A 24,126-nucleotide genomic window follows, 5' to 3' on the forward strand; every position below is an offset into this window, starting at 1 on the left:
TCACATAATAAGACTGGTGAGGTTGCCCTCACCAGTCCCATGGTGGTGTTAAAACAATGGTAGAACGAAAATACCAACGACGATGGAAACGATACCGATTCCGATCGCCCATGCTCCTAACCCAGCTGCCCCACGTTTACGGGCAATAAAACCGACGATAATACCTGCAGCTCCCATGATGATTGGCAGAAAGAACAAGGAAAGGATCGATAAAGCCAGTCCTAGAATCCCAAGTCCTCTCCCGCTCATCCCCATTACGTCACTGCGCTCTTCTTCAAAAACCGCTTCTCTTTCCCTGCTTCTATCGGATTCAATAACAGGAGGCACCGCAGCCACTTCAGCAGCGTGCTCTTCTAAATAGTCCCTATGTCCCTTCGCTCTCGAAACATGAGGTTCTTCATAAGCTAAGTCTGAATCAAAACGGTCAAGTTTCTCTTCGTTATTCTCAAATTCACTTGCCATTCGTATCCCTCGCTTTCTTAGGAAGTTAGGAGCATTTATTAGTATGAACAAGCGAACCGAAAATAATTGGTGTCAATCTTTGTTATATTTTTTTGTTACTGCTTTTATGTAAATCATTCAACATAATGACAGATATAAGGACAAAATATGATAAACTATTGGTAGAAAAAAGACTGGAGGCAACTATGAGAAAACGATTCGGAATTGACATTGACGGGACATTGACTTGCCCCACTACATTTGTACCTTTTATTAATAAAACATTGGATAAAAACATAACCTTGGATGACATGACACAATATGACCTTACCCCTTTAATGGGCTTGGATGAAGAAGGGTTCTGGAAGTGGATGGACGAAATGGAACCCCTCATCTACAAGGACGCCCCACTTGCTAAAGGTGCAAAGGGTGTAGTGCAAAAATGGAAAAGTCAATTTGATCTATTTTTCATCAGCGCCCGTAGAAATCACCTATATGAAGTAACGAACAATTGGTTTGCCAAACAAGAAATTGATTATGATCATCTTGAGTTAATTGGTAGCCATAATAAAATTGCCGCCGTCAAAAAACATGATATCGAACTCTTTTTTGAAGACAAACATGATAATGCGTGTGATATCAGCGAGGAGTGTGGGATTCCTGTCATATTATTTGACACCCCTTACAACCGCGAACCTGTTCCATCTAATGTATTCAGGGTTTCTAATTGGTCAGAGGCCGATCGTAAAGTTCAAGCGATTCTTGAACAGATGAGTGTGACACGATAATTAAGGAGTATTCAGGTTGGTTGAAGTGCGCAGACTCCAGCGGGAGGAAGGGACATGGGAGACCCCGCAGGCTTGCCGAGGAGGCTCCCAGACCGCCCGCAGGAAAGCGAAGCACCTGTAATGAAAGCAACCGTTCCATGCAACAACTCAAAAAACTGCCATCCCCTTCATGGGATGGCAGTTCTATTTTGATTTTGATCTGGACATAGCATCTAAAAGTTGCCCTTCTATCGCCTTCACAAAGTCTTCGGTGCTTATATCTTTTTTGTTTGACCCCATATCTTTAACCTTTTTCATAATATTTACAAGGTCTTCCCTATTTAGAGAAGATAGCTGTTCACTCTCTGCTGTCATCTCAGTCACCCTTACATTTCTTTTAGAAAATGGTTCGTCTACAACCAGCTGTTTTCAGAGGGCAAGTAATGAAAATAGGTGGTTATAACTATATATGGGATAATTATAAAAATGCTACTTTAGATACACTCCGGGCATTTTCCGTATATTTCAAATTTATGGCCGGTGATGTCATAACCTTTCAAGTTATCCTCGAGGTCTTGCATCGGGCAGGATTCAATCTCTTTTGTTTTACCGCAATCCATGCAGATGAAATGATGATGGTGATGCTTTGTTGAACATGTGAATCGGAAGTGCTTTTCACCGGATAATTCTGTGGTTTCCAATATACCAAGATCCACGAACACGGCAAGGTTACGATAGATGGTGTCAAAGCTTAAACCAGGATAATTATCCTTCATGGAGTCCAACACATCTTTTGCCGTCAGATACTTATCTTCTGTTGCAAAAAGCTCCAGCATTTCCTGCCTTTTCCCGGTATATTTGAACCCTTTATCTTTCATTAAAGTCAGCGCTTGAGAAACATTCACTTTTTTCCACTCCTTACTTTATTCCAAAGAATGGTGATAATCAAAATAAGTACTGAAATGATCACAATCGTTCCACCTGGTGCAAGATCTAGATAGAAGGACGATATGAGCCCGCCTATCACGGCAATCTCGCCAAACAATATCGCTAAAAGGATTGTTTGTTTAAATCCTCTGCTCAACCTCATGCTTGCAGCAACAGGCAATGTCATAAGAGACGATACAAGAAGAATTCCTACAATACGCATGGATGCAGCTATGACGAGGGCTACCATGACAATGAAAATCAAATGGAATACCCTGGCGTTTACACCTGATACTTTGGCATGTTCTTCATCAAATGAAAGGACAAACAATTCTTTATAGAATGCCACAATCGTGATAATCACCCCGATTGATACAATCAACACCGTCCAAAAATCGGCTCTTGTTACGGCACTGACACTTCCAAAGAGAAAATTGAATAAATCCGTATTAAAACCATCCGCCAACGAGATGAATATGACTCCTAATCCAATCCCTGAGGAAAGAATAATCGGTATCGCCAATTCTTGATAGTGCTTATAGACTGCTCGTAGCTTTTCAATAAAGAGTGCTCCCGTTACAGAGAAAGCCATACCGAAATAAATCGGGCTTACGCCTACCATTAAACCGAACCTCTTTTCCACAAGCAAGCTCGCTGCTATTCCCGCCAAAGTGACATGGCTCAAAGCATCAGCAATAAGGGACAATCTTCTTACGACGACAAATACTCCTAACATAGGAGCAAGGAACCCAATCAGAATACCTGTATAAAACGCATTCCTTAAAAATTCAAATTGCATAAAAGCTGATATCATTACATATGCCCTCCATCATGGTGATGGTGATCATGACTTAAAACATGCACATCATGGCCATAAAACTGGGATAGGTCATTTGTGCGTAATTTTTCAAACTCATCTGTCACACCGTGAAAATGTAAATTTTTGTTCAAGCAGGCCACATGTGTCACCTTTTCTGTAATTGTCCCAACATCATGGGTCACAAGGATCAGTGTGATGCCAAGTTTTTTGTTTAGATGAGCCAGCATGGAATAGAAATTTTGGACATTTTTAATATCCACTCCGACTGTAGGTTCATCCAAAATAAGCAGCTCTGGTTCACTGACTAAGGCACGAGCAATAAAAACTCGTTGTTGCTGTCCACCGGATAGATCACCGATGTTTCTGTCAGAGAAATCCTCCATACCTACCGCTCTGATAGCTTCCACTATCTGTTTTTTATGCTGCTTATTGAAGAATCGGAACAGGCCTACCTTTGAAACAAGACCGGTTGATACCACCTCAAAAACAGTTGCGGGAAACCCCGAATTGAAGCTGTTAGCCTTTTGGGAAACGAATCCAATTTTACTCCAATCCTTGAACTTGCGGATATCTTTGCCAAATAGTTCAATGGATCCCTTTTGAGGGCGTAAAAGCCCGAGTATACACTTTAAAAGAGTCGATTTACCGGAACCATTTGGCCCAACAAGACCAAGAAAAGCTCCTTTTGGTATAGTCAAGTTTATATTTTCAATTACATTCTGTTTATCATATTTATAGGAAAGCCCTTTGATTTCCAGCACTTTTTCCAAATTTATCACACCTTAAAGGATAAGAATCATTACGATTTTCTAACAATAGATTAGTATACATCAGGCAGGCGGAAAAGTAAATATAACCGACTTTTGTTTTGAGTGGATTCGGGTCACTGGGTGATGACGACAATTCCTCTTGGGTTTTCTGGCTGAGATTGTCTTCATACCCTTGATGATGACAATTCCACACGGTTTATCTGACTATGATAGTCTTCATAATCATCATGATAACATTTACCCATCATACCCCATTTAACAATAATTAAGGCCAAACAAAAAAAGCCCTATTCAGGCTTTTCCTCAAGTAATGGTAGTCGATAACAAAAAGTCGATCCTTCCCCTGCTTTACTATCAATGAATAATTCCCCATCATGATCTTCAATAATTTTTTTACAAAGTGGAATTCCGAGACCATTCCCTTTCTCTTTGGTCGTAAAGAAAGGTTTTCCTACACGTTCCAATACGTCTTCTGCCATACCTTTCCCGTTATCAATGACTGTAATCTCATAAAAGGAGTCAATTTTTTTGGCACGCAGGAGAAACAGTTTGTTTTTCTGATCTTTTGGGTAAGCCTCGATCGCATTTCGAAGGAAGTTCAGCATGACCTGCTTGATCATGGCTTCATTAACAAGCACATGTTCCTCCACTTCATCAATTTCAAAGTCAAAATCTATATTATGTAAAAGACATTCTGATTGAAAGATATATACAAGCGATTGATAAATGCTTTGTGGCTGAATGAGCTGTTTCTTGACTTTCTTTCTCGAAACAGACAAGAAGTCTTCTATGATAGAATTCATCCTGTTGATTTCAGCCATGATCGTATCGTAGTATTTACTCCAATTGTTCGTAATTTGGGATAGCTGAATAAAGCCCTTAATGACGGAAAGTGGGTTCCTCAGTTCATGTGCCATGCCAGCAGATATCTGGGAAACGGATTCCATCTGCTGTTTGTACACGAGCAGGTTCTCAAATTTCTGCTGGTAGGAACGGTCATGGATAATAAAGAATACTTTTTCCGTTCGTTCAAAAAGAATCCCTTGAATCTGATAGAGCACTTCGTCATCATAACAAATTCGCTCTTTAAACTTTTTATTGGCCAATACTTCTTCATATATTTCAAATAATTTTTCCTTTAAGAAAACAGGCGTGATTATTTCATCAAATTCAAGATTTATGTACTCTTCTTCCACATCCAACTCCAATAAGGTCAAGCAACGCTTATTGATATACTCTATTTTCCCACCCTTTGAAAGCACCAATATGGCAATGTCGAGTGAATGTGTCATAAACTCATTGACCTTTAGAGATTGTTCAATGGTCCCATAATGGAGTGGCAGGACGGTGGAAATGTCTTTGTTCTCAATGACATGGCCAGATAAGTATATCCGTTCACCAGAAAGCACACCGGTATAAACCACTTCAAAGTAGCTACGATTTATCCGATGAAAAAGAATTCTTTTTAAGGGTTTGCCTTCTGCTTCAATGATTTCCTGAAGATATGTATAGACCTCATGGCGATAACTTGATGGAAAACTGAGAAAAAAAGATCGGTCCTCATCCAAGGAGGATAGAAATGTGCTAGCCCTCTCATTCCACTCTTCTATAAAGCCATTTGCGTTAATTATAATTCGTAGGTCTGAGCTTAAATGCTGAAAGATATCTTGTTCTTTCTCATCTATTATAAACGACAAGGTGACTCCCCCTTGTTACTCCTTTGAATATCATTCGTTTATGGAATGTTTTAATTATACAATAATTTCCCAACAGTTGTCATATTATTTCGTAAAGGTAGCCTTTTTGTTTTTTCATCATAGGCTACTATGGGAGGGATAATATGATGAATATTTATCAACAAATCGTCAACAAAAAGCTTCATAACATTACTGCAGAAGAATTAATGAAGTATAGCGGGGAATATAATATTTCGTTGACACCTGATCAGGCAAAAAAGGTTTCCGCCCTATTACAGTCGAAAAAAGTGAATGTATTTAACACCTCGGAAAGAATCCAGCTGATGAAGGAAGTCGCAAAGATTACCGGACATGAAACTGCCAAAAAAGTGAATCAGCTTTTTTTGGAATTTACCAAATAATTTTTTGAAAATTACCAAGTAATTTTTTTGAAAATTACCAAATGAAAAAAGAAGCCAGGAACTTGGTTCCCGGCTTCAGTCTTTTAGTCGTTCATAATCTTGTTTAACAGTTCCTCATCAAACTGTCCATTTTTAAGCATTTCAATCTCATGCTTATATGGCGGTTTCCGGTCTTTCTTATCTTCCCCGACATAAGGCGTCTCCAATATCTTTGGAATATGCTTCAACTGGTCATGGTGCACGATATAGTTTATTGCTTCAAATCCGATATGACCAAATCCGATGTTCTCGTGACGGTCTTTAGCCGCCCCGCATATATTCTTACTATCATTGATATGAAGAACTTTAAGACGTTCCAAACCGATGATGTCATCAAACTGTTTCAATACCCCATCAAAATCGTTCACAATATCATATCCTGCGTCATGAACGTGACAGGTATCCAAGCAGATGGAAAGCTTCTCGTTCAGATGTACCCCATCAATGATTGCAGCCAGTTCTTCAAAGGTACGACCACATTCTGAACCTTTCCCTGCCATCGTTTCCAATGCAATCTGGACGTTCTGCTCTTTTGTCAGCGCTTCGTTCAATCCTTTTATGATCTGGGAAATGCCAACTTCCGTACCTGCACTAACATGGGCACCAGGATGCAAGACAATCTGCTTTGCGCCTAATGCCTCTGTCCTTCTAACTTCTTCTGCGAGGAAGTTCACGCCTAGCTCGAATGTCTCAGGTTTTTGTGAGTTACCGATATTGATGATATATGGTGCGTGAACGATAATTTCCTTTAGTCCATGCTCTTTCATATGTGCAAGACCTGCTTCGATGTTTAGGTCTTCGATTTTTTTTCTTCTTGTATTCTGGGGAGCACCTGTATAGACCATGAATACGTTCGACCCGTAGGATGCAGCCTCTTCACTCGCTGCAAGCAGCATTTTTTTTCCGCTCATGGATACATGAGAACCAATCAGTAAATTTTCCACAACATCACCTCTTTTAAAATCAGTCTTTATTTTAACATAAGGATGCCGTGAAAGGTTATCCAAGTACTTTGATTATCTCTTTTTGAGGCGGCGTTGTCTTTTCTTGTATTGCTCTACCTCGTATTTATGTTTCTTTTTATAGCCAGGCTTGACTTTGGTGGATTTTTTAACAGCTGTTTTAGCTGCTACATCAATCTCATTGATCTGTTTTTTACGGTTTTGTCGCTTGTTACGTGGACCAATTTCAACAAGTTCACCATTCTTCAGGTCTATTTGAGTGAATTCAATGCCCAGCTTTTCAATCTGTGCCAATGCATTCTCATCCGCTGGCTCATAAAGGGTGATGGCATTACCTGAATAATCGGCACGTGCTGTACGGCCTACACGGTGAACGTAGAAATCCAGGTCTGATGGGAGTTCATAGTTGATGACATGGCTTACTCCTTCAATATCGATTCCTCTTGCCGCAAGGTCTGTCGCCACTACATATTGATATTCAAGATCATTGATCTGCTTCATCATCTTCTTACGTTCACGAGGGTTAAGATCTCCATGAATTCTTCCGACTTTCAGCCCCTGTTCCAATAGGCTGTCTGCCACTTCATCCGCTTTCTTCTTCGTGTTTGTAAACACAATCGCCAAATAGGGATTATATTGAACAAGGACATCATGTAGAAGCTTAGTCTTGCTTTTTGATTTGACTGGAATCAATAGGTGCTTGATTTTTGCTGCTGTCACCTGCTTAGGGGCAACATGTGTATATCTTGGGTTTTCCATATATTTACGCAAGAAAGGTTTCAACTTTTCTGGGATTGTCGCCGAGAATACCATGATTTGCAGATTCTTAGGCATTGCCGCTGCAACTTTATCAATATCCTCTATAAATCCCATATCAAGCATCAGATCCGCTTCATCCACGACAATCGTTTTTGCTGTATGGACCAAAAGGGCATTTTCCACCATTAGGTCTTTTATTCGTCCAGGTGTCCCAACCACGATATGGGGCTGTTGCTTCAAACGGTCAATCGTTCGTTGCTTGTCCGTCCCGCCGATATAACAGCGTGCTGTGATCATTTCTTCCTCTGAACTGAATTTAGTAATCTTCAGCACTTCTTGGTAAATCTGATTCGCCAGTTCTCTTGTAGGCGCAGTAATGACTGCTTGTACTTCCTGCACAGATGGATCGATTTTACTTATGATTGGAATGAGGTAGGCATGGGTTTTCCCTGTCCCTGTTTGGGATTGACCGATGGCACTTTCTCCATTCAATAAAGATGGAATCATTCTCTCTTGGACTTCTGTCGGCTTCTGAAAACCCAATTCTTTTACCGCTTCCAAAATAAACGGCTTTACCTTAAATTTTTCAAACGTTGTATTCATCTATTTACCTCCACTTTTAAAATCATGCATGGAATATGTATCTATGTCATTATTTTAAAGTTCTATTTTAATTGTTAAAATTGTTAATTCTTGTTGTGTTGTTCGTTCTTTTCAACCCAAACCACTATTATAAAGCAGTTTTTCCATTTTGGCTACACTACGGTTGTGCCCATTCTTTCCACACAATAAACATGCCAAGCACCATTCGCATAAATTATAGGAGACTAGAAAAGATTAGGCTTTTTTCATTTATTCATCTTGTGGAAAATACGCCGAGGCTGATAAAAAAATTAATACATTCTTTTTAGGAAGAAAGGAGGATTACCATGTTTTTTGGACCAAATCGATCTATGTCACCGATGCAGCAATCCCCTTTTCGCATGGGCAATGGCCCATCTCCATTTATGCAACAACAGCCGAATAACATGTTCAATATGTTTACTATGCCCAATTCTAATATGAGCAATATGTCCAACATGCAAAATCCTATGATGATGAGAAACCCTTCTCCATTTATGGGTGGAGCGGGCAGAGGAATGGCTATGGGCGGAGCAGGCAGAGGAATGGGCATGGGAGGTGGTAATGGAGGCGGCGGTCTGCTTGCCAAACTTTTCGGAAGAAGCGGTGCCAACAGCATTGGAAATATGAGCGGACTTGGACAGATGGCAGCCAATACAGGTGCAAGGGGAGGAATTAGCCAGCTCGCAAACGCCGGTACCCTTCAGCAACTTATTAATCCCAACAATTTAACAGGCATGCTTGGCAATGTTCAAAAAGCGCTAAAAATGGCAGAAGGTGTCATGCCGATGGTTCAGCAATATGGACCTCTTGTAAGAAATGTACCTGCCATGATTAAGCTTTATAGTGAATTGAAAAATGTAGATGACACCGACGATGAAACAGAAGACACTTCCTCTGACGAAAAATCTGGTGAGGATACAGAGGTTAAGGTGACTGCGGACAGTGGTGATGAAACAACCAAAAAGAAAAAAGTGCGACTTAAACCAAAATCTGATACTGCTGATGCTGAAGCAAAGCCAAAAGGTAGCTCTGCACCAAAACTTTATATCTAATATCTTCTTTTGTACTAACCCTTCATTTTATACTATAATAGGAAGTAGTGAGAGAGTGTTGATCACTCTCTTTATTTAGGCTCTTTTTTCAAGCCTATATCGATGTAAGGAGGGTTTTCCCTATATGGAACTTATTAAAATCGCCCCTCGTGGCTACTGCTACGGTGTAGTGGATGCTATGGTGATTGCCAGAAATGCAGCATTAGATAAGACGTTACCACGCCCAATCTACATTCTAGGTATGATTGTTCATAATAAACATGTAACAGATGCTTTTGAAGAAGAAGGTATCATCACATTGGATGGTGCAAACCGTCTTGAAATTCTCAACCAGATCAATGAAGGGACCGTCATCTTTACTGCACATGGTGTATCACCTGAAGTAAAGGTTCGTGCCAAGGAAAAAGGATTGACTACCATTGACGCGACATGCCCGGACGTTACCCGAACACATGACTTGATTCGCATGAAAGAAGCTCAAGGGTATGAAGTGATCTATATCGGTAAAAAAGGACACCCGGAGCCGGAGGGTGCAGTAGGTGTCGCCCCATCCATCGTTCACCTGGTGGAATCTGCTGAAGATGTGGAGGCCCTTTCCCTCGATAGTGAAAAAATCATTGTCACCAATCAGACGACGATGAGTCAATGGGATGTTGCAGACATCATGGTGAAGGTACAGGAAAAATACCCACATGTAGAGCAGCACAAGGAAATCTGCCTTGCGACCCAGGTCAGACAGGAAGCAGTGGCCGAACAGGCAGGAAAAGCTGATGTGACAATAGTTGTCGGTGACCCTAAAAGTAATAACTCGAATCGATTGGCACAGGTATCACAGGAGATTGCAGGAACCCCTGCATATCGCATTTCCGATATCAGCGAGTTGAATGTAGAGTGGTTGATGGGTGCCAGCACAGTAGCAGTTACAGCAGGCGCATCCACTCCAACCCCAATTACAAAAGAAGTCATTCGCTTTGTGGAGCAGTTCGATCCATTGAATAAAAATACGTGGAACACCACGAAAAATGTTCCATTGCAAAAGATTTTGCCAAAAGTGAAAAAAGCGAAAACCTCATAAGGTTCATTGTTTTTTTGCACCCTCTCTTTCGAGGGTGTTTTTTTGAATGAAACGAGATAGTTGGCTTCTATGTTGCCTTCGAGTTTTTTGTTGGTTCGCTTTAGGCACTGAGACGCCCTCTCGTTACCTTTTACCCCTTCTTAGAAACGCTTTGGGCATTGATAGACCATACTCCCAGTTCCGCTCCGCTCATCTTTAATCTACAAAAAAAAGAAACATCCCTGCAAAGGATCGTTTCTTTCCACAACAAATTCATTATATAAACGTAAAAGGATCTGTGTTGGTCTCTGAAACTAGGACTTCGAGCTCCCAATTCTTCTCCTGCACTGCCTTCTCCAGTCTCTGTGCTACACCATTTTTCATGATTTTCTCGGCATAATGTCCTGGATCGATTACATTCAACCCGATTGCCATGGCATCATGAGCCGTATGAAAGTATAGATCACCAGTTACATATACATCAGCGCCGGCGAATTTTGCGGCATGAATGTATTTATTTCCGTCTCCACCCAGCACAGCCACTTTTTTAATCTCGCTGTTCAAATCTCCGACCACTCTGACATTTTCAACACCCAGCCCCTTTTTAACATGGGTGGCAAAGTTGGATAGGGTCATACCTGCTTTCAATTTTCCAACACGTCCCAATCCAAGTAAGTCCAATGCATTTTCAAGTTTGAAAAGATCATAGGCTACTTCTTCATAAGGGTGGGCTTTAAACAGCGCATTCAATACTCGCCTCTCTAAATTTACAGGATAAACGGTCTCTACCCGGACTTCCTCTACTTTTTCAAGCTTGCCCTTCTTTCCGATAAAGGGGTCTGTCCCATCTAAAGGAAGAAAACGACCTTCGCCTTCCACGCTAAAAGAACAGTGGCTATAGTTCCCGATATGACCTGCTCCTGCCTCTCCAAGTGCTTCCCTCACCTCTTCCGCATGCGAAATAGGAACAAACACACTCAGTTTACGCAGTTCATCGGAATAAGTGGGTACAAGAACTTTCACGTCTTCCAACTCCAAAGCTTCAGCAAGGAGGTCATTCACCCCACCGGTTGCCACATCGAGATTCGTGTGTGCTACATATACACTGATGTCATGTTTGATACACTTAGTGACAATCTTTCCTGCTGGAGAATTGTCGGTTACATTTGGAAGAGCTCTAAAGATAGGTGGATGATGTGCAATAATCAAATCCACATCAAAAGCAATCGCTTCATCCACGACCTGTTCAAGCACATCTAATGTAACCATCACTTTGTGTACAGGCTTCTTCAACGTTCCAATCTGAAGGCCGATCTTGTCCCCTTCAACGGCGTATTTCTTTGGAGAGAACTGTTCAAACCATTCTATTACCTGTAAACCATTAACTGTTTTCAACCCCTAATACCTCCTCTACCAGATGGATTTTTTCACCAAGTTCTTTCATTTTCATCTCATTCGCTTCTGTTTTGGCAGCTACCTCCAGCTGTGCTACAATTTTCTTCCAATGGGCAAGCTCATAGGTCCACTTTTGCACAAAGACATCATTTTTTTCTTTAGCAAGGAACGGGCCTACAAGTAAGTACGCATCCTTTTTGAAAGTATATGGCTTTTCGCTATCGCCACGCTCTGCCACTAAGATTTCATATATTCTGCCGTCATCCAATAATATCTGTTCTGCTATAAGTTGCCATCCATTTGCAAGGAGCCACTCCCTGATTTTTTTCGCACCTATATTCGGTTGTAGAATAAGCGTTTGAACTCCTTCGAGCTTCTCCTTCCCCTTCTCTAGGATGGATTGGATCAGGGATCCACCCATTCCCGCAATGGTAATGCAAGTAACTTCATTTGGAGAGATGACTTCAAGTCCATCCCCTTTTCTAACTTCAATGACACGGTCTAGTTCTGTTTTTCGAACCTGTTGAACAGCAGATTGAAAGGGACCTTCCACCACTTCACCTGCTATCCCCTTCTCAATCATTCCTTGCAAATAGGCATAACATGGCAAGTACGCGTGGTCGGAGCCGATATCCGCCAATACGCTACCTTTGGGTATAAAAGAAGCCACGGCTTCCAAACGTTTTGAGAGCTTTAATTCATTCATGTCTATATCCTCTTTGTTATGTATTTTAATTGCTTAACACCAAGTATAAAAAAAAACCCTTCACAAATGCAAAGGATCTTTTATATGTGTAACATTTTGCTAATAAAACAAATCTTACTCTTCGCCTTCTTCTTGGCCTTCTTCACTTTCAGCACCATTGGCAAGCCACTCAGCAAGAACTTCAGCTTCTTGAGGTGTAGCTAGGTTAGCTGGCATTGACCCCTGCCCATTGATGATAACGTCTTTAATCTCTTCTTGAGAAAGTTTTTCGCCTACATCAGTTAATGCCGGTGCAGCTCCCGCACCTTCCAAGTTGCCGCCGTGACAGCCGATACAAGAGTTTTGTTGGTAAAGTTCTTCCGCAGTTAATTCTACAGTTTCATCTTCGCCTGATGCGATTTTTTCTGCTTGATCAAGTCCAACGAAAGATAGTAAGAACATTAGTCCGAGACCTAATACCGCAATAAATGCAAAAGGAATAAGCGGATTACGATTCATGCTATTCAAACCTCCTTATGTACATGTACGTGAGTCTAATCTTATACAAGCACTCTCTATTTTACTTTATATTTTACTATAGGAAAAGACTAAAATGCCAACTTCTCTCTTAAATTCACAGTTTAGACAAAAACCTTCATCATGGAGGATGAAGGTTTTTATATTTCTTGACTATATTGTACCTCAAAAAGTGACAAGTGATGTGTTTTTAGTAATTTTTTTGTTAATAATGAATCTCTATATAAACACCGCTGTTGATTTCCGCAAAAGGCTTCGCTTTCCGCGGGGCGACCTTGAGCCTCCTCGGCTTCGTCTGTGGGGTCTCAAGATTGTCTCTACTCCCCCGCTGGAGTCTACGTCTTTTGCTCCAATCAACAGCTAGGAATCCTAAAAATCATTGGCTAATTCCAATTATCAAATCCCTAATGATCTAGCAATGACCATTCTTTGTACTTCGGATGTGCCTTCGCCGATTTCTAAGAGTTTCCCGTCGCGCATGAAACGTTCAACGTGATATTCTTTCATATAGCCATATCCGCCGTGAAGTTGGACAGCCTGATCGGCAATTTCCATGCAAACCTCTGAAGCGTAGAGTTTACACATGGAGGCTTCCTTTGAAAACGGTCTGCCTTGATCCTTCAGCCAAGCAGCTTTGTAGACCATATTTCTTGCTAGTTCTAGTTTCATTGCCATATCGGCAAGTTTGAATTGGTTGATCTGGAAGCTTGATAGGGAACGACCGAATTGTTTTCTTTCAGTTGAGTAAGCGAGCGCTCGCTCAAAAGCAGCCTGGGCAATACCCACAGCCATCGCACCAATCCCGATACGCCCTCCATCAAGTGTGATAAGAAACTGCCTAAAGCCTTCCCCACGCTTTCCTAAGAGGTTCTCTTGAGGAACTCGTACGTCCTCTAGTACCAATTCCGTCGTATTGGAAGCATTTAGCCCCATTTTTTCATAGTTATCAATTACTTGGAATCCTTTAGCATCCGTCGGAACGATTACTGCTGAGATTTCCTTTTCGTTTCCTTTTTTATCGGTGATAGCAGTCAAGGCCAAATGCTTTGCATATGAAGCATTGGTAATGAAGCATTTGTTACCGTTTATGATAAAGTCATTTCCATCTTCCACAGCTGTGGTCTGTGTACCACCTGCATCAGATCCTGCATTGGGTTCAGTCAACCCGAACGCACCAAGTGATTCTCCCGTACAAATCGGCACTAGATATTTACGCTTTTGCTCCTCTGTACCGAATAAATTTAAAGGTGCCCCTCCAAGGGATACGTGTGCGGAATAGGTGATTCCCGTTGATCCACAAGCACGGCTCAATTCTTCCACCACAATTGCAAAGCTTACCGTATCTGCACCGGCTCCTTCATATTCCTCTGGAAATGGTAATCCCATCATTCCCAGCTGTGATAATTGTTGAAAAACCTCAATAGGAAATTTCTTATCCCGATCTCGTTGTAATGCTCCAGGAGCTACCACTTCATCGGAAAATTCTCTAATTGTTTTCTTAATCATCGCTTGTTCTGACGTTAAATCAAAGTTCAAAATCTTTCCCCCCCTGTTGTTTGAAAAACATTAGCCGTTAATTGTTCTACCATCCTACAAAATGTTGAATGCGCTTTCATTTGTATTATAATAGATATGAGGGAATTTTCACAACTTTTTAAAATAAATAAATTATAAGTAAATTACATTAAAATAATGTTCACAACAAGCAACACTACGGTTATGATTGCTGCAATGTTCAAATAGTACCACTTTTTCATAAAACCTAGAATGAACCAAATCAATGCCTGAAAAGTAATGATGATAAAGGTTGCGGGCAGTTGGAAAGCATTCAGTTCCAGCAGTTTGATGGATAGGATGAGAAAAAGCAACGCACTTACAATGACTGGGATATGTATCAGAATTTGTTCTTTTCGAAAAGTAAAATTTCCGATAAAAGAAAGCAGAATAAAAAAAGTTATCAGGACCATTTGCAAATGAACTGGCATTTCAGTAAAATAAATGACAAGAAATGTTATTGGAATAAGTGAAAGTATCAGGCATGCAAAAACGGTAGAAAAGATTTTTTTCCTTTTTCTATCTTGTTGCTCAACCACTTTTCCCTCTGTATATAACGCCAATAAATAATCACAATATTGTTCTGGGAGCATTCGACTTTTCTTCCAATATTCAATTTCTTGTACGATTGTTTGTTTCCTTTGTAAATTCACGGATTAACACTCCAGTAATAAGTCCAGTTTTAGATAACTGAATATTATAAAAGTAAAGAATTGCAAAAAAAGAGAAATAGCTTACTCTTTTAAGAAAAGCAAACTATTTCCGTATGAGGTTCTATTCTAAGAAATCCTTTAGACGTTTACTGCGACTTGGGTGTCTCAGTTTACGCAGTGCTTTGGCTTCAATTTGGCGGATACGCTCCCTGGTGACCCCGAAGACCTTACCAACTTCTTCAAGAGTTCGTGTACGGCCGTCATCCAGTCCGAAGCGCAGTCGCAAAACATTCTCTTCACGATCAGTAAGTGTATCAAGAACATCTTCCAATTGTTCCTTTAATAGTTCGTAGGCAGCGTGATCGGAAGGAGACGTTGCATCCTGGTCTTCAATGAAGTCTCCAAGGTGGGAGTCATCCTCTTCCCCGATCGGAGTTTCAAGTGAAACAGGTTCCTGGGCTATTTTAAGGATTTCACGAACCTTATCAGGTGTCAGATCCATATCTTCTGCGATTTCTTCTGGACTCGGTTCACGACCAAGGTCCTGTAGCAACTGGCGTTGTACCCGGATCAGCTTGTTAATGGTCTCCACCATATGAACTGGGATACGGATGGTTCTTGCCTGGTCAGCGATAGCACGCGTGATAGCCTGACGGATCCACCATGTTGCATATGTAGAAAATTTGAACCCTTTACGATAATCAAACTTTTCTACCGCTTTGATTAGCCCCATATTTCCTTCTTGGATAAGGTCTAGGAACAACATTCCACGGCCCACATAGCGTTTGGCGATACTTACAACCAAGCGCAGGTTCGCTTCAGCAAGTCGGCGTTTCGCTTCTTCGTCACCTTCTTCAATCCGGTTAGCAAGGCTGATTTCTTCTTCTGCAGATAGAAGGTCGACACGGCCGATTTCTTTCAGGTACATTCTTACCGGGTCATTGATTTTCACACCAGGTGGTACAGTAAGGTCGTTCAGGTCAAATTCTTCTTCTTTTGCTAGCTGTTGAGTGTTTGGATCATCATCGGATTCTGCTTCACCAATGATTTCCACACCTTGTTCACCAAGGTACTCGTAGTATTCATCCATCTGATCGGACTCTATCTCAAATCCAGCCATTTTTTCGGCTATCTCTTCATAGGTTAGGACACCACGTTTTTTACCCACTTCTGTTAGTTGCTCTTTTACTTGATCGATGGTCAATTCTGTTTCCATCTCTTTTGATTGCGCTGATTTTTCAGCCATCAACTGTCCCCTCCTTCCAACATTGAACGCGATAAAGAGGTATATTTATTGTTTTAACTCTTTTTTCATTTGGATAATTTCCATCGCGATTTGTGCAGCACCCAGAAAGTCACTTTGTGCTTCTGCCTGTTTCTTTTCTTGCTCTTTTTCTTTTATTGTTAACAATTTTGGATAATTAAACACCTGTTTCATATAATCATGTAAAACCGCATCACTTAATTCTTCCTCAAGCGTAAGCATTCCGAGTTCGGAAATGATTTTCTTGAGCTCCTGTTCCGGGATGCGCTCCATGAAAATGCTGATGTTCGGTTCATAGCCTTCTTCGTAAAAGGCATATAAATAAGTGGCTATAGCCCGATGCTCCTCTATAATGAAGGAACCTTCAATCGCCGCTTGCACTTTTTCCGAAACATTCCTATCCTTCAGCATATGTGCCAGCAAATAGCGTTCTGCATTTAAATAAGCCGGCTTTAACGCTTGTGTGAAGATTTTAGGCTTATTAGGTATATTTATTCTATTCTGCTCGTTATAATCCTTTTTTTGAATCAAAGATTTATACACTTGGAACTGCTGCTGCTTTAAAGCCTCCAAGGAGATGGAAAATTCATCAGATAATTGACGAAGATAATGATCCCGCTCCACCGCTTTGGTCAGCATGCTAATCTCCTTCAGAACATCTTCCACATACCGCATCCGTTCGCCTTCATCGTTCATGTTTCTTCCTCTGCGTAAATACCTGAGCTTGAATGCCATGAACGTTAAACTTGCCCCTATTACATCCTTTTGGAATGCGTCTGATCCTTTAGTGCGGATATAGTCATCAGGGTCCATTTTATCTGGCATCATGGCAATCCTTACATAGCAACCTTGCTGTATCAGTATATTGGCTGCCCTGTAAGCAGCTTCAATACCAGCATTATCTCCATCGTAGCAGATGATGACACTTTCCACATGTCTACGGATGATACGGGCCTGTTCCTCTGTCAAGGACGTCCCCATTGTAGCTATTGCATTTGGAAACCCCGCTCCATCAGCCGCTATGACGTCAGCAAAGCCTTCAAAGAGGATGACCTGTTCTTGCTTTCTGATATGAGGGCGCGCATGATGGAAATTGTAGAGAATTTTACTTTTATTGAAAAGGGGAGTCTCAGGTGAGTTCAAGTATTTCGGTTCTCCCTCTCCAAGTACCCTTCCCGAAAAAGCAATAACATTTCCTTTATGATCATGGATAGGAAACATAATTCTATTTCTGAAGCGGTCGAAGTATTCTGCCGTATGTTCCTTCTCGATCAGCAGACCCGCTTTCTCGAGAAGCTGTTGGTTATAGCCTCTTTTGGTCAGGAATTTCAAAGCAAAATCCCAACTGTTAAGAGCATAGCCTACTCCGAATTTCTTCAAGGTTTCATCGCTAAAGCCCCTGCCAGTCACATAATCATACGCTTCTTGACCCTCTTTTGTATTTAAAAGCAAATGATGGTAAAATTTATGCAAAAGCAAGTGTGCATCCATCATCCATTTTGTTTCCTTAGACTGTCCGGATTGCTCACGTTGTGATACTTCCGGTACTTCCACATCTACATTGGATGACTTGGCGAGCTTCTGTGCTGCCTCAACAAAACTTACCCCATCTATCTCCATGATAAAATTAAAAGCATTCCCACCAGCTCCACAGCCGAAACAGTGGTAGATTTGTTTGTCTGGCGAAACAGAAAAAGATGGAGTACTTTCCCCATGGAATGGACATAGTCCAAAATAGTTGCGACCTTGCTTTTTCAGTTGCACGTATTCACTTATTACATCAACAATGTCGGTAGACTGCCTAATCTGATCAATTGTTTGTTCAGGAATTCGATAATTCATAACAACACTCCGTGATTAACTATTTCTATCTCTATTCGAGAATTCCTGCAATTTTCGACAAAGTTTTTTTAAGTGAGTGGACAAATCTTTCTCGGTCATTCGCCGAAAAAGCTTTGGGTCCCTTTGAATAGTTACCTTTCCGGCGTTCTTTCGCGGACAAAAATCTCATATGAAGGCTCAGTTCCATTTCACTCTCTTCATATTGTTTTCCACGAGGAGTGAGCACGTAAACGTTTCGAGACACCAACATACTTGCTAGACCAATATCTTGCGTGACTACTACATCATTCTTCTTCGCATGATTTAAAATATATAGATCTGCAGATTCCTTTTCATCATCCACATAGATCCAGGTACCTTCTGTTTTATTGGTCATGACATGGGAATAAGAAGCAACATAGCAGACATCTATTTCATATGTATGACTTATCCTGCTTATTTCTTCTTTTACAGGACAAGCATCCGCGTCCACCAAAATAATAGGTTTTCGATTATTTTGCATGTTAAATGGTTTCTACATCCCTTCCCAAAAACCTTCTTTTTTCGCTATGTTTTTTTCAGTTGTCGAACGAAACTATAAAATTGCCCTTGACTTATAGCTAGTTTTAGTTTATTCGATAATCCTTCACTCTAAACCTTATCAAGTAATTTTTATCACAATTTTTTATTATAGTATAAAGTTTATGAATTGACTACTGTTTCGCACTGATAAATCAATGGATATTTAGTCCATGAAAAAGAGCACTTATAAAAGCGCTCCGTTATTTCAATCGTTTGTTATATATGTTGGCTATCATGTTGGCGGTCTCTTCTACGGCTTTGTTGGTAACGTCGATAACCTCACAACCTATTTTATTTACAACAGATTCGAAAAATGACAATTCTTCTTTAATTCTTTCGAGGTTGGCGTAAGCTGCTTTATCATTAAGTCCCAACGCTTTCAATCTTTCTTTACGGATATCATTCAATTTCTCCGGGCTGATTTTTAGGCCAAAGCATTTTTCCGGATTCACTTTAAATAATTCTTCCGGTGGATCCACTTCCGGCACAATCGGCACGTTCGCCACTTTAAGGCGCTTGTGGGCAAGGTATTGTGATAGAGGTGTTTTGGATGTTCTGGATACCCCTACAAGTACGATATCGGCTTTGATGATTCCCCTTGGATCTCTTCCATCATCATACTTTACAGCAAATTCGACTGCTTCTATTTTTTTGAAATAATCATCATCCAATTGACGTACGAGGCCAGGTTGGTATTTCGGTTTAACACCGTATTCCTGTTCCATCAAATCAACCAACGGTCCAATGATATCATACACTGGAACTCCCTCTTTTTTGGAAAGTGATACGAGGTGCTTTCTCATTTCTGGAACAACAAGGGTAAATGCAATCAACGCATGGTTGAGTTTTGCAATGGAGACCACTTCCGTCAAGGTAGCGATATCCTCTACATAAGGTATTCTTTTTAGGTGAAAGTTTGCACCATTAAATTGGCTTATTGCCGCTTTGACTGCCAACTCTGCTGTTTCCCCAACAGAATCCGATACAATATATACGGTACGCTTTTCCATGATTCTCCTCCAATCTAGATAATTTCATCGTGTGCCAGGGCAACCAGCACTTTCGTGATGTTTGTTTTTGTGATTCTACCGATCACTTCATAGCCTTTGTCTGTTTTCTTTACGACCGGAAGAGCATCTATTTGTTTTTCAATCAGTTTTTGCGCTACATCAATAATAAGATCTTCCTTAAAGCAAAACGTAACATTAGGCATTCTCGTCATAATAATATTAACCGGGATAGAAGTAAGCTCCTGCTTCCCGATGCTAGCTCGCAACAGGTCCTTACGGGAAAGCACTCCCACAATGATGGAGAAGTTGTCCACTACGAAAAGTGTCCCTACGTCCTCTAAAAACATCGTACAGATTGCATCATAAACGGAAACACTTTCATGCACTACGACTGGTATGGACTGGTGGTCATTCACCTGTATTTTGTTTATCTTATCAGACAAAAGCTGTGAGCCCGTTTTGCCAGTATAAAAATAGCCGACACGGGGCCTTGCGTCAAGATAACCCGCCATAGTCAATATCGCAAGGTCCGGACGTAGAGTTGCCCTTGTCAGGTTCAGTTGATCTGCTATTGCTTCACCTGTAATCGGTCCCTGATCTTTTACAATTTGTAAAATGGTTTCTTGCCGTTTATTCAGTTCGATTGTCGTTCACCACCTATTCGGTTATGGAGCGGTCGAGGTGCCCTCCGCTTTTCTATTTGTCCAGCTCCGGACACCCAGCGTCTATCAAACTTCCCTCGCCTCCTTACGATAAGCTCAACATCGAATCGCTATCGCCCTTCGTGTTTCCTTTATCTCATACGACTCAGTCCAGTTTGTACGCCGCTGAACGGTTGCCCTCCGCTTCTCTATTTGTGACATACTGTATATGTAATTGATATATACTAATTATACTGATAAACAGAAGAATTGGAAAGAGGCTGACTAAATATTGTGAGGTAATGCCTTTAGTCAGCCTCTTTTGCATGTTTAACCATTTTATCATAGGGTTATGGCTTTGTCTTTTTTAATTACTTGACGATGATCCCATTCACATTTCCGAAAATGGAAATGACTTTAGAAAGGTTATCCATTAATGCTAAACGGTTCGTTTTGATTGCTTCATCATCTGTCATTACCATGATGTTATCAAAGAATGCATCAATGGCAGGCTTCAAGGAAGCAAGTTCATCATAAGCGGATACGAAATCTTGGGCTTCCGCTGCCTCCAGGACACGTGCTTTTTTGTCATTGTATTGTTTATAAAGCTCTTGTTCTTCCGCTTGCTTTAGCAGTTCTTCCTGTACATCAACAGAAGCTGTTGCTTTTTTAGCAATGTTACAAACACGGCTCAATGATTCCATTGTTTCTTTAAAGTTCGTTTCATTTTTCTTCGCTTCCAACGTTTCTGCTTTTTTCACTGTGGAGCAGATATTTTCCAATGGAAGCTCAAGCGTTGCGTCTACGATATCGTATCGTACACCGCGCTCAGACAGATTGTTTTTAAGACGCAATTTGAAGAATGCCAATAGTTCATCAAGAATCGCTGTTGTATCCTTCTTTGCTATCCCTTTCTCCACATAACGTTCAACAACTGATAGAATGAATTTCTCTACCGATATGGTCCACTGTTTGTTAAGGATGGTCTGCAAAATTCCTGCAGCCTGACGTCTTAACGCATAAGGATCCTGAGAACCAGTAGGGATTACACCGATTGCAAAGAAACCGACAATGGTATCCATCTTCTCTGCGATGCTTAAGATTGCTCCAACATCAGAAGATGGTGTCTGATCTTCAGCAGATCGTGGCATATAATGCTCATTGATTGCCTTAGCAACTATCGGACTTTCCCCTTTTGCCACTGCATATTTTTCTCCCATGATTCCTTGTAGTTCCGGGAATTCATAGACCATATGGGAAACAAGGTCAAATTTATAGATAGATGCAGCACGCTCGACATGGTTCTTTGTTTCATATTCGACATTTAAGAGTTCTGCCAGATCTGAAGCAATGGTTTGGACACGCCTAACTTTCTCACCGGTAGTTCCAATTTCCTCATGGAAGACGATTTTATCCAACTTTTTAACAGCTTCTTCTATGACCAGCTTTTCATCTTCTTTGGAGAAGAAGGCTGCGTCTGACAATCTCGCACGCAATACTTTTTCATTCCCTCTCGCAACAATATCTAGGTTCTCATGATTTCCGTTGCGGACCGTCACGAAATAAGGAAGCAGGGTTCCCTCCTCGCTTTTTACTGGAAAATAGCGCTGATGCTCTTTCATGGACGTGATCAATACTTCTTCAGGCAAGGAGAGATATTCTGATTCGAACGTACCAAACAATGCAGTTGGATATTCCACAAGATTATTTACTTCTTCAAGAAGATCTTCATCTACAGGGATGTCCCAGCCATTTTCTTCTCCAATGATAGAAAGCTGTTTCCTGATAGCTTCTTTTCTTTCCGTAGCATCGACGATTACATAGTTGGAAAGCATCTCTTCTACGTAACTTCCTGCATCCTTCAGTTCAACCTGACCTCCAAGGAAACGATGCCCGGAAGAAACGCGGTCTGACTTTACCTTTGCAATCTCAAATCGGATGATATCTTCTCCAAATAGGGCAATCAGCCATTTAATTGGACGCACATACCTTAAGTCCTCATCAGCCCAGCGCATGTTTTTAGGAAAGTGCAGGCTTGTTGCAACAGAAGCAATAGAGCTAAGAATCTCTTTCGTTTCTTTTCCTTCCACATGTTTTTGAACATGTACGTATTCAACGCCGTTAATCTCTTTGAAATAGATATCTTCCACAGTTAGTCCTTGACCTCTTGTAAAGCCTTGGGCTGCCTTTGACCACTCTCCGTCTGCTGTAAGAGCGACCTTTTTGGCAGGACCTTTCGCTTCTAACGTAACATCTTCTTGTTTTTCCACAAGTCCTTCTACCACCACTGCAAGTCTTCTTGGAGTAGAATACGCATGGATGTTTTCATAGGTAAGTTGATTTGTCTCCAACCAAGATTTCACTTTTTCCTGAAGCTGATTCATGGAATCTGTCACAAACCGCGCCGGCATCTCTTCTAATCCTATTTCAAATAAAAAGTCTCTCTTATTCATGGTCGCTCTCCTCCTTTTTCAAAATTGGGAAACCGAGCTTTTCTCTTTCCTCATAGAATGTTCTTGCCACTTTCCGAGCCAGGTTTCTGACGCGGCCGATATAGCCCGTTCGTTCTGTAACAGAAATGGCACCCCGTGCATCTAGTTGGTTAAAGGTGTGAGAGCACTTAAGCACATAATCATATGCAGGGTGCACAAGGCCGTGGTCCATCTGACGGTGTGCTTCTTTCTCATAAATGTCAAATAAAGAGAAGAGCATGTCAGGATCAGATGTTTCAAAGGTATATTTAGAATGTTCATATTCTGGTTGCAGGAAAATATCGCGAACCGTGAACCCTTCTGTCCATTCCAGGTCAAATACATTTTCTTTGTCCTGAATATAGGAAGCAAGACGCTCAATCCCGTAAGTGATTTCTACAGATACCGGTTTACATTCGATTCCGCCAACCTGTTGGAAGTAGGTGAATTGGGTGATTTCCATTCCATCTAGCCAAACCTCCCAGCCAAGTCCCGCCGCTCCAAGAGTCGGTGCTTCCCAGTTGTCTTCTACAAAACGGATATCGTGCTTGAGCGGATCGATTCCAAGTTTTTTCAAAGATTCTAGATAAAGCTCCTGAATATTATCTGGTGAAGGCTTCATGATGACTTGGAACTGATGATGTTGGTATAGACGGTTCGGGTTTTCACCGTAACGGCCATCGACAGGTCTTCTGGATGGTTCCACGTATGCTACATTCCACGGCTCGGGGCCGATGCTTCTTAGGAATGTATAGGGGCTCATGGTTCCGGCACCTTTTTCTACGTCGTAGGCTTGCATGAGGATACAGCCTTGTTCTGACCAGTGGTTTTGCAGGGTCAGGATCATGTTTTGGATGTTCATTGTGACACCTTCCTTTTTTTATTGGGGTACTGCTTGTGACTCCTGTAGATTTCCGTTCCAGGTGTTCGCTTTCCGCGGGACGGTGCTTGAGCCTCCTCACTTCGTTGCGGGGTCTCAATCAACCGTTACTCCCCCGCAGGAGTCTCACACCTTGCACTCCAATCAACAGGGGATATCCATCTTTGAGCCAAAAACAAAAACCATTTAACTTTATTTGTTGGCTTGAGTACAAAAGGAAGAACCTCTTGTCTCTATGCCAACTGTTTTGTCAGCATAGGGACGAGAGGTTCTCCCGCGGTTCCACCCTATTTGTAAAGGATGTAAGGACAGCCTTTACC

25 protein-coding genes are annotated in these 24,126 nt (G+C 41.2%); 5 read left to right on the forward strand and 20 right to left on the reverse strand.

Annotation, left to right across the window (positions count from 1 at the left end; translation table 11 throughout):
• Nucleotides 1-48 precede the first annotated feature (48 nt).
• The gene (locus MKY77_RS16545; protein ID WP_339146908.1) at nucleotides 49-462 is read right to left on the reverse strand and encodes a DUF4190 domain-containing protein; all 414 of its coding nucleotides are present in this window, start codon (nucleotides 460-462) and stop codon (nucleotides 49-51) included.
• A 185-nt stretch (nucleotides 463-647) separates the two neighbouring features.
• On the opposite strand from MKY77_RS16545, the gene MKY77_RS16550 reads away from it, so the two are divergent.
• Both MKY77_RS16550 and MKY77_RS16555 read left to right on the forward strand, forming a co-directional pair.
• Nucleotides 648-1,229 (forward strand): hypothetical protein, encoded by a 582-nt coding sequence (locus MKY77_RS16550; protein ID WP_339146909.1) that lies wholly within the window; start codon nucleotides 648-650, stop codon nucleotides 1,227-1,229.
• Between the two features lie 54 nt (nucleotides 1,230-1,283).
• Complete coding sequence (locus MKY77_RS16555) at nucleotides 1,284-1,421, forward strand: hypothetical protein (protein ID WP_339146910.1); 138 nt, start codon at nucleotides 1,284-1,286, stop codon at nucleotides 1,419-1,421.
• Here the strand turns inward: MKY77_RS16555 and MKY77_RS16560 are convergent.
• The 5 genes from MKY77_RS16560 to MKY77_RS16580 form a co-directional block, all read right to left on the reverse strand.
• Nucleotides 1,413-1,583 (reverse strand): hypothetical protein, encoded by a 171-nt coding sequence (locus MKY77_RS16560; protein WP_339146911.1) that lies wholly within the window; start codon nucleotides 1,581-1,583, stop codon nucleotides 1,413-1,415. The two genes, MKY77_RS16555 and MKY77_RS16560, sit on opposite strands and share 9 nt — an antisense overlap.
• A gap of 119 nt (nucleotides 1,584-1,702) precedes the next feature.
• The gene (locus MKY77_RS16565; protein ID WP_339146912.1) at nucleotides 1,703-2,113 is read right to left on the reverse strand and encodes a Fur family transcriptional regulator; all 411 of its coding nucleotides are present in this window, start codon (nucleotides 2,111-2,113) and stop codon (nucleotides 1,703-1,705) included.
• Nucleotides 2,110-2,949, reverse strand: coding sequence for a metal ABC transporter permease (locus MKY77_RS16570; RefSeq protein WP_339146913.1), 840 nt, complete (start codon nucleotides 2,947-2,949; stop codon nucleotides 2,110-2,112). Before MKY77_RS16570 ends, MKY77_RS16565 begins: the two co-directional genes overlap by 4 nt.
• Complete coding sequence (locus tag MKY77_RS16575) at nucleotides 2,949-3,731, reverse strand: metal ABC transporter ATP-binding protein (RefSeq protein WP_339149843.1); 783 nt, start codon at nucleotides 3,729-3,731, stop codon at nucleotides 2,949-2,951. The genes MKY77_RS16570 and MKY77_RS16575 overlap by 1 nt, the downstream gene beginning before the upstream one ends.
• A gap of 281 nt (nucleotides 3,732-4,012) precedes the next feature.
• A complete protein-coding gene (locus MKY77_RS16580; protein ID WP_339146914.1) occupies nucleotides 4,013-5,422 on the reverse strand; it encodes an ATP-binding protein in 1,410 nt (469 codons plus the stop codon).
• Nucleotides 5,423-5,565: 143 nt separating this feature from the next.
• Here MKY77_RS16580 and MKY77_RS16585 point away from each other — a divergent pair, with 143 nt between their 5' ends.
• The gene (locus MKY77_RS16585; protein WP_339146915.1) at nucleotides 5,566-5,823 is read left to right on the forward strand and encodes a DUF2624 domain-containing protein; all 258 of its coding nucleotides are present in this window, start codon (nucleotides 5,566-5,568) and stop codon (nucleotides 5,821-5,823) included.
• Nucleotides 5,824-5,906: 83 nt separating this feature from the next.
• Here MKY77_RS16585 and MKY77_RS16590 read toward each other — a convergent pair whose 3' ends face one another.
• Nucleotides 5,907-6,806 (reverse strand): deoxyribonuclease IV, encoded by a 900-nt coding sequence (locus tag MKY77_RS16590; RefSeq protein WP_339146916.1) that lies wholly within the window; start codon nucleotides 6,804-6,806, stop codon nucleotides 5,907-5,909.
• A gap of 72 nt (nucleotides 6,807-6,878) precedes the next feature.
• The gene (locus tag MKY77_RS16595; RefSeq protein ID WP_339146917.1) at nucleotides 6,879-8,186 is read right to left on the reverse strand and encodes a DEAD/DEAH box helicase; all 1,308 of its coding nucleotides are present in this window, start codon (nucleotides 8,184-8,186) and stop codon (nucleotides 6,879-6,881) included.
• Nucleotides 8,187-8,512: 326 nt separating this feature from the next.
• On the opposite strand from MKY77_RS16595, the gene vrrA reads away from it, so the two are divergent.
• Nucleotides 8,513-9,259, forward strand: a complete 747-nt coding sequence (gene vrrA, locus MKY77_RS16600) for a VrrA/YqfQ family protein (protein ID WP_339146918.1) — start codon at nucleotides 8,513-8,515, stop codon at nucleotides 9,257-9,259.
• A 124-nt stretch (nucleotides 9,260-9,383) separates the two neighbouring features.
• A complete protein-coding gene (locus MKY77_RS16605) occupies nucleotides 9,384-10,334 on the forward strand; it encodes a 4-hydroxy-3-methylbut-2-enyl diphosphate reductase (RefSeq protein WP_339146919.1) in 951 nt (316 codons plus the stop codon).
• Between the two features lie 255 nt (nucleotides 10,335-10,589).
• On the opposite strand, the gene MKY77_RS16610 is transcribed toward MKY77_RS16605, so the two are convergent.
• The 12 genes from MKY77_RS16610 to glyQ form a co-directional block, all read right to left on the reverse strand.
• Nucleotides 10,590-11,708, reverse strand: a complete 1,119-nt coding sequence (locus MKY77_RS16610; RefSeq protein ID WP_339146920.1) for a Nif3-like dinuclear metal center hexameric protein — start codon at nucleotides 11,706-11,708, stop codon at nucleotides 10,590-10,592.
• On the reverse strand, nucleotides 11,695-12,414 hold the full coding sequence (locus MKY77_RS16615; RefSeq protein ID WP_339146921.1) for a tRNA (adenine(22)-N(1))-methyltransferase TrmK: 720 nt from the start codon (nucleotides 12,412-12,414) through the stop codon (nucleotides 11,695-11,697). The genes MKY77_RS16610 and MKY77_RS16615 overlap by 14 nt, the downstream gene beginning before the upstream one ends.
• A gap of 114 nt (nucleotides 12,415-12,528) precedes the next feature.
• Entirely contained in the window at nucleotides 12,529-12,912 is a 384-nt protein-coding gene (cccA, locus tag MKY77_RS16620; RefSeq protein ID WP_339146922.1) for a cytochrome c550, read from the reverse strand.
• Nucleotides 12,913-13,326: 414 nt separating this feature from the next.
• Entirely contained in the window at nucleotides 13,327-14,466 is a 1,140-nt protein-coding gene (locus tag MKY77_RS16625; protein WP_339146923.1) for an acyl-CoA dehydrogenase family protein, read from the reverse strand.
• A 143-nt stretch (nucleotides 14,467-14,609) separates the two neighbouring features.
• Nucleotides 14,610-15,137, reverse strand: a complete 528-nt coding sequence (locus MKY77_RS16630) for a hypothetical protein (protein WP_339146924.1) — start codon at nucleotides 15,135-15,137, stop codon at nucleotides 14,610-14,612.
• A 121-nt stretch (nucleotides 15,138-15,258) separates the two neighbouring features.
• Nucleotides 15,259-16,383, reverse strand: a complete 1,125-nt coding sequence (gene rpoD / locus MKY77_RS16635; RefSeq protein ID WP_047969363.1) for an RNA polymerase sigma factor RpoD — start codon at nucleotides 16,381-16,383, stop codon at nucleotides 15,259-15,261.
• Nucleotides 16,384-16,428: 45 nt separating this feature from the next.
• Nucleotides 16,429-18,243, reverse strand: a complete 1,815-nt coding sequence (gene dnaG / locus MKY77_RS16640) for a DNA primase (RefSeq protein ID WP_339146925.1) — start codon at nucleotides 18,241-18,243, stop codon at nucleotides 16,429-16,431.
• 31 nt (nucleotides 18,244-18,274) lie between these two features.
• Nucleotides 18,275-18,745, reverse strand: a complete 471-nt coding sequence (locus tag MKY77_RS16645) for a YaiI/YqxD family protein (RefSeq protein WP_339146926.1) — start codon at nucleotides 18,743-18,745, stop codon at nucleotides 18,275-18,277.
• 259 nt (nucleotides 18,746-19,004) lie between these two features.
• Nucleotides 19,005-19,814 (reverse strand): pyruvate, water dikinase regulatory protein, encoded by an 810-nt coding sequence (locus MKY77_RS16650; protein ID WP_339146927.1) that lies wholly within the window; start codon nucleotides 19,812-19,814, stop codon nucleotides 19,005-19,007.
• 14 nt (nucleotides 19,815-19,828) lie between these two features.
• On the reverse strand, nucleotides 19,829-20,458 hold the full coding sequence (locus tag MKY77_RS16655) for a helix-turn-helix transcriptional regulator (protein WP_339149844.1): 630 nt from the start codon (nucleotides 20,456-20,458) through the stop codon (nucleotides 19,829-19,831).
• 368 nt (nucleotides 20,459-20,826) lie between these two features.
• Complete coding sequence (glyS, locus tag MKY77_RS16660) at nucleotides 20,827-22,908, reverse strand: glycine--tRNA ligase subunit beta (RefSeq protein WP_339146928.1); 2,082 nt, start codon at nucleotides 22,906-22,908, stop codon at nucleotides 20,827-20,829.
• Complete coding sequence (gene glyQ, locus MKY77_RS16665) at nucleotides 22,901-23,788, reverse strand: glycine--tRNA ligase subunit alpha (RefSeq protein WP_237663771.1); 888 nt, start codon at nucleotides 23,786-23,788, stop codon at nucleotides 22,901-22,903. The genes glyS and glyQ overlap by 8 nt, the downstream gene beginning before the upstream one ends.
• Nucleotides 23,789-24,126 lie beyond the last annotated feature (338 nt).

The sequence above is a fragment of the Sutcliffiella sp. FSL R7-0096 genome, assembly GCF_038595065.1.
Classification (GTDB): Bacteria; Bacillota; Bacilli; order Bacillales; family Bacillaceae_I; genus Sutcliffiella_A.

Excerpts from the sequence above, each read along its gene's own strand:
- vrrA (WP_339146918.1), top strand. The coding sequence starts at position 8,513 with ATGTTTTTTGGACCAAATCGATCTATGTCACCGATGCAGCAATCCCCT.
- cccA (WP_339146922.1), bottom strand. The coding sequence starts at position 12,912 with ATGAATCGTAATCCGCTTATTCCTTTTGCATTTATTGCGGTATTAGGT.
- MKY77_RS16585 (WP_339146915.1), top strand. The coding sequence starts at position 5,566 with ATGATGAATATTTATCAACAAATCGTCAACAAAAAGCTTCATAACATT.
- MKY77_RS16555 (WP_339146910.1), top strand. The coding sequence starts at position 1,284 with ATGGGAGACCCCGCAGGCTTGCCGAGGAGGCTCCCAGACCGCCCGCAG.
- MKY77_RS16560 (WP_339146911.1), bottom strand. The coding sequence starts at position 1,583 with ATGACAGCAGAGAGTGAACAGCTATCTTCTCTAAATAGGGAAGACCTT.
- MKY77_RS16650 (WP_339146927.1), bottom strand. The coding sequence starts at position 19,814 with ATGGAAAAGCGTACCGTATATATTGTATCGGATTCTGTTGGGGAAACA.
- MKY77_RS16545 (WP_339146908.1), bottom strand. The coding sequence starts at position 462 with ATGGCAAGTGAATTTGAGAATAACGAAGAGAAACTTGACCGTTTTGAT.
- dnaG (WP_339146925.1), bottom strand. The coding sequence starts at position 18,243 with ATGAATTATCGAATTCCTGAACAAACAATTGATCAGATTAGGCAGTCT.
- MKY77_RS16595 (WP_339146917.1), bottom strand. The coding sequence starts at position 8,186 with ATGAATACAACGTTTGAAAAATTTAAGGTAAAGCCGTTTATTTTGGAA.
- glyS (WP_339146928.1), bottom strand. The coding sequence starts at position 22,908 with ATGAATAAGAGAGACTTTTTATTTGAAATAGGATTAGAAGAGATGCCG.
- MKY77_RS16645 (WP_339146926.1), bottom strand. The coding sequence starts at position 18,745 with ATGCAAAATAATCGAAAACCTATTATTTTGGTGGACGCGGATGCTTGT.
- MKY77_RS16570 (WP_339146913.1), bottom strand. The coding sequence starts at position 2,949 with ATGATATCAGCTTTTATGCAATTTGAATTTTTAAGGAATGCGTTTTAT.
- glyQ (WP_237663771.1), bottom strand. The coding sequence starts at position 23,788 with ATGAACATCCAAAACATGATCCTGACCCTGCAAAACCACTGGTCAGAA.
- rpoD (WP_047969363.1), bottom strand. The coding sequence starts at position 16,383 with ATGGCTGAAAAATCAGCGCAATCAAAAGAGATGGAAACAGAATTGACC.
- MKY77_RS16605 (WP_339146919.1), top strand. The coding sequence starts at position 9,384 with ATGGAACTTATTAAAATCGCCCCTCGTGGCTACTGCTACGGTGTAGTG.
- MKY77_RS16550 (WP_339146909.1), top strand. The coding sequence starts at position 648 with ATGAGAAAACGATTCGGAATTGACATTGACGGGACATTGACTTGCCCC.
- MKY77_RS16615 (WP_339146921.1), bottom strand. The coding sequence starts at position 12,414 with ATGAATGAATTAAAGCTCTCAAAACGTTTGGAAGCCGTGGCTTCTTTT.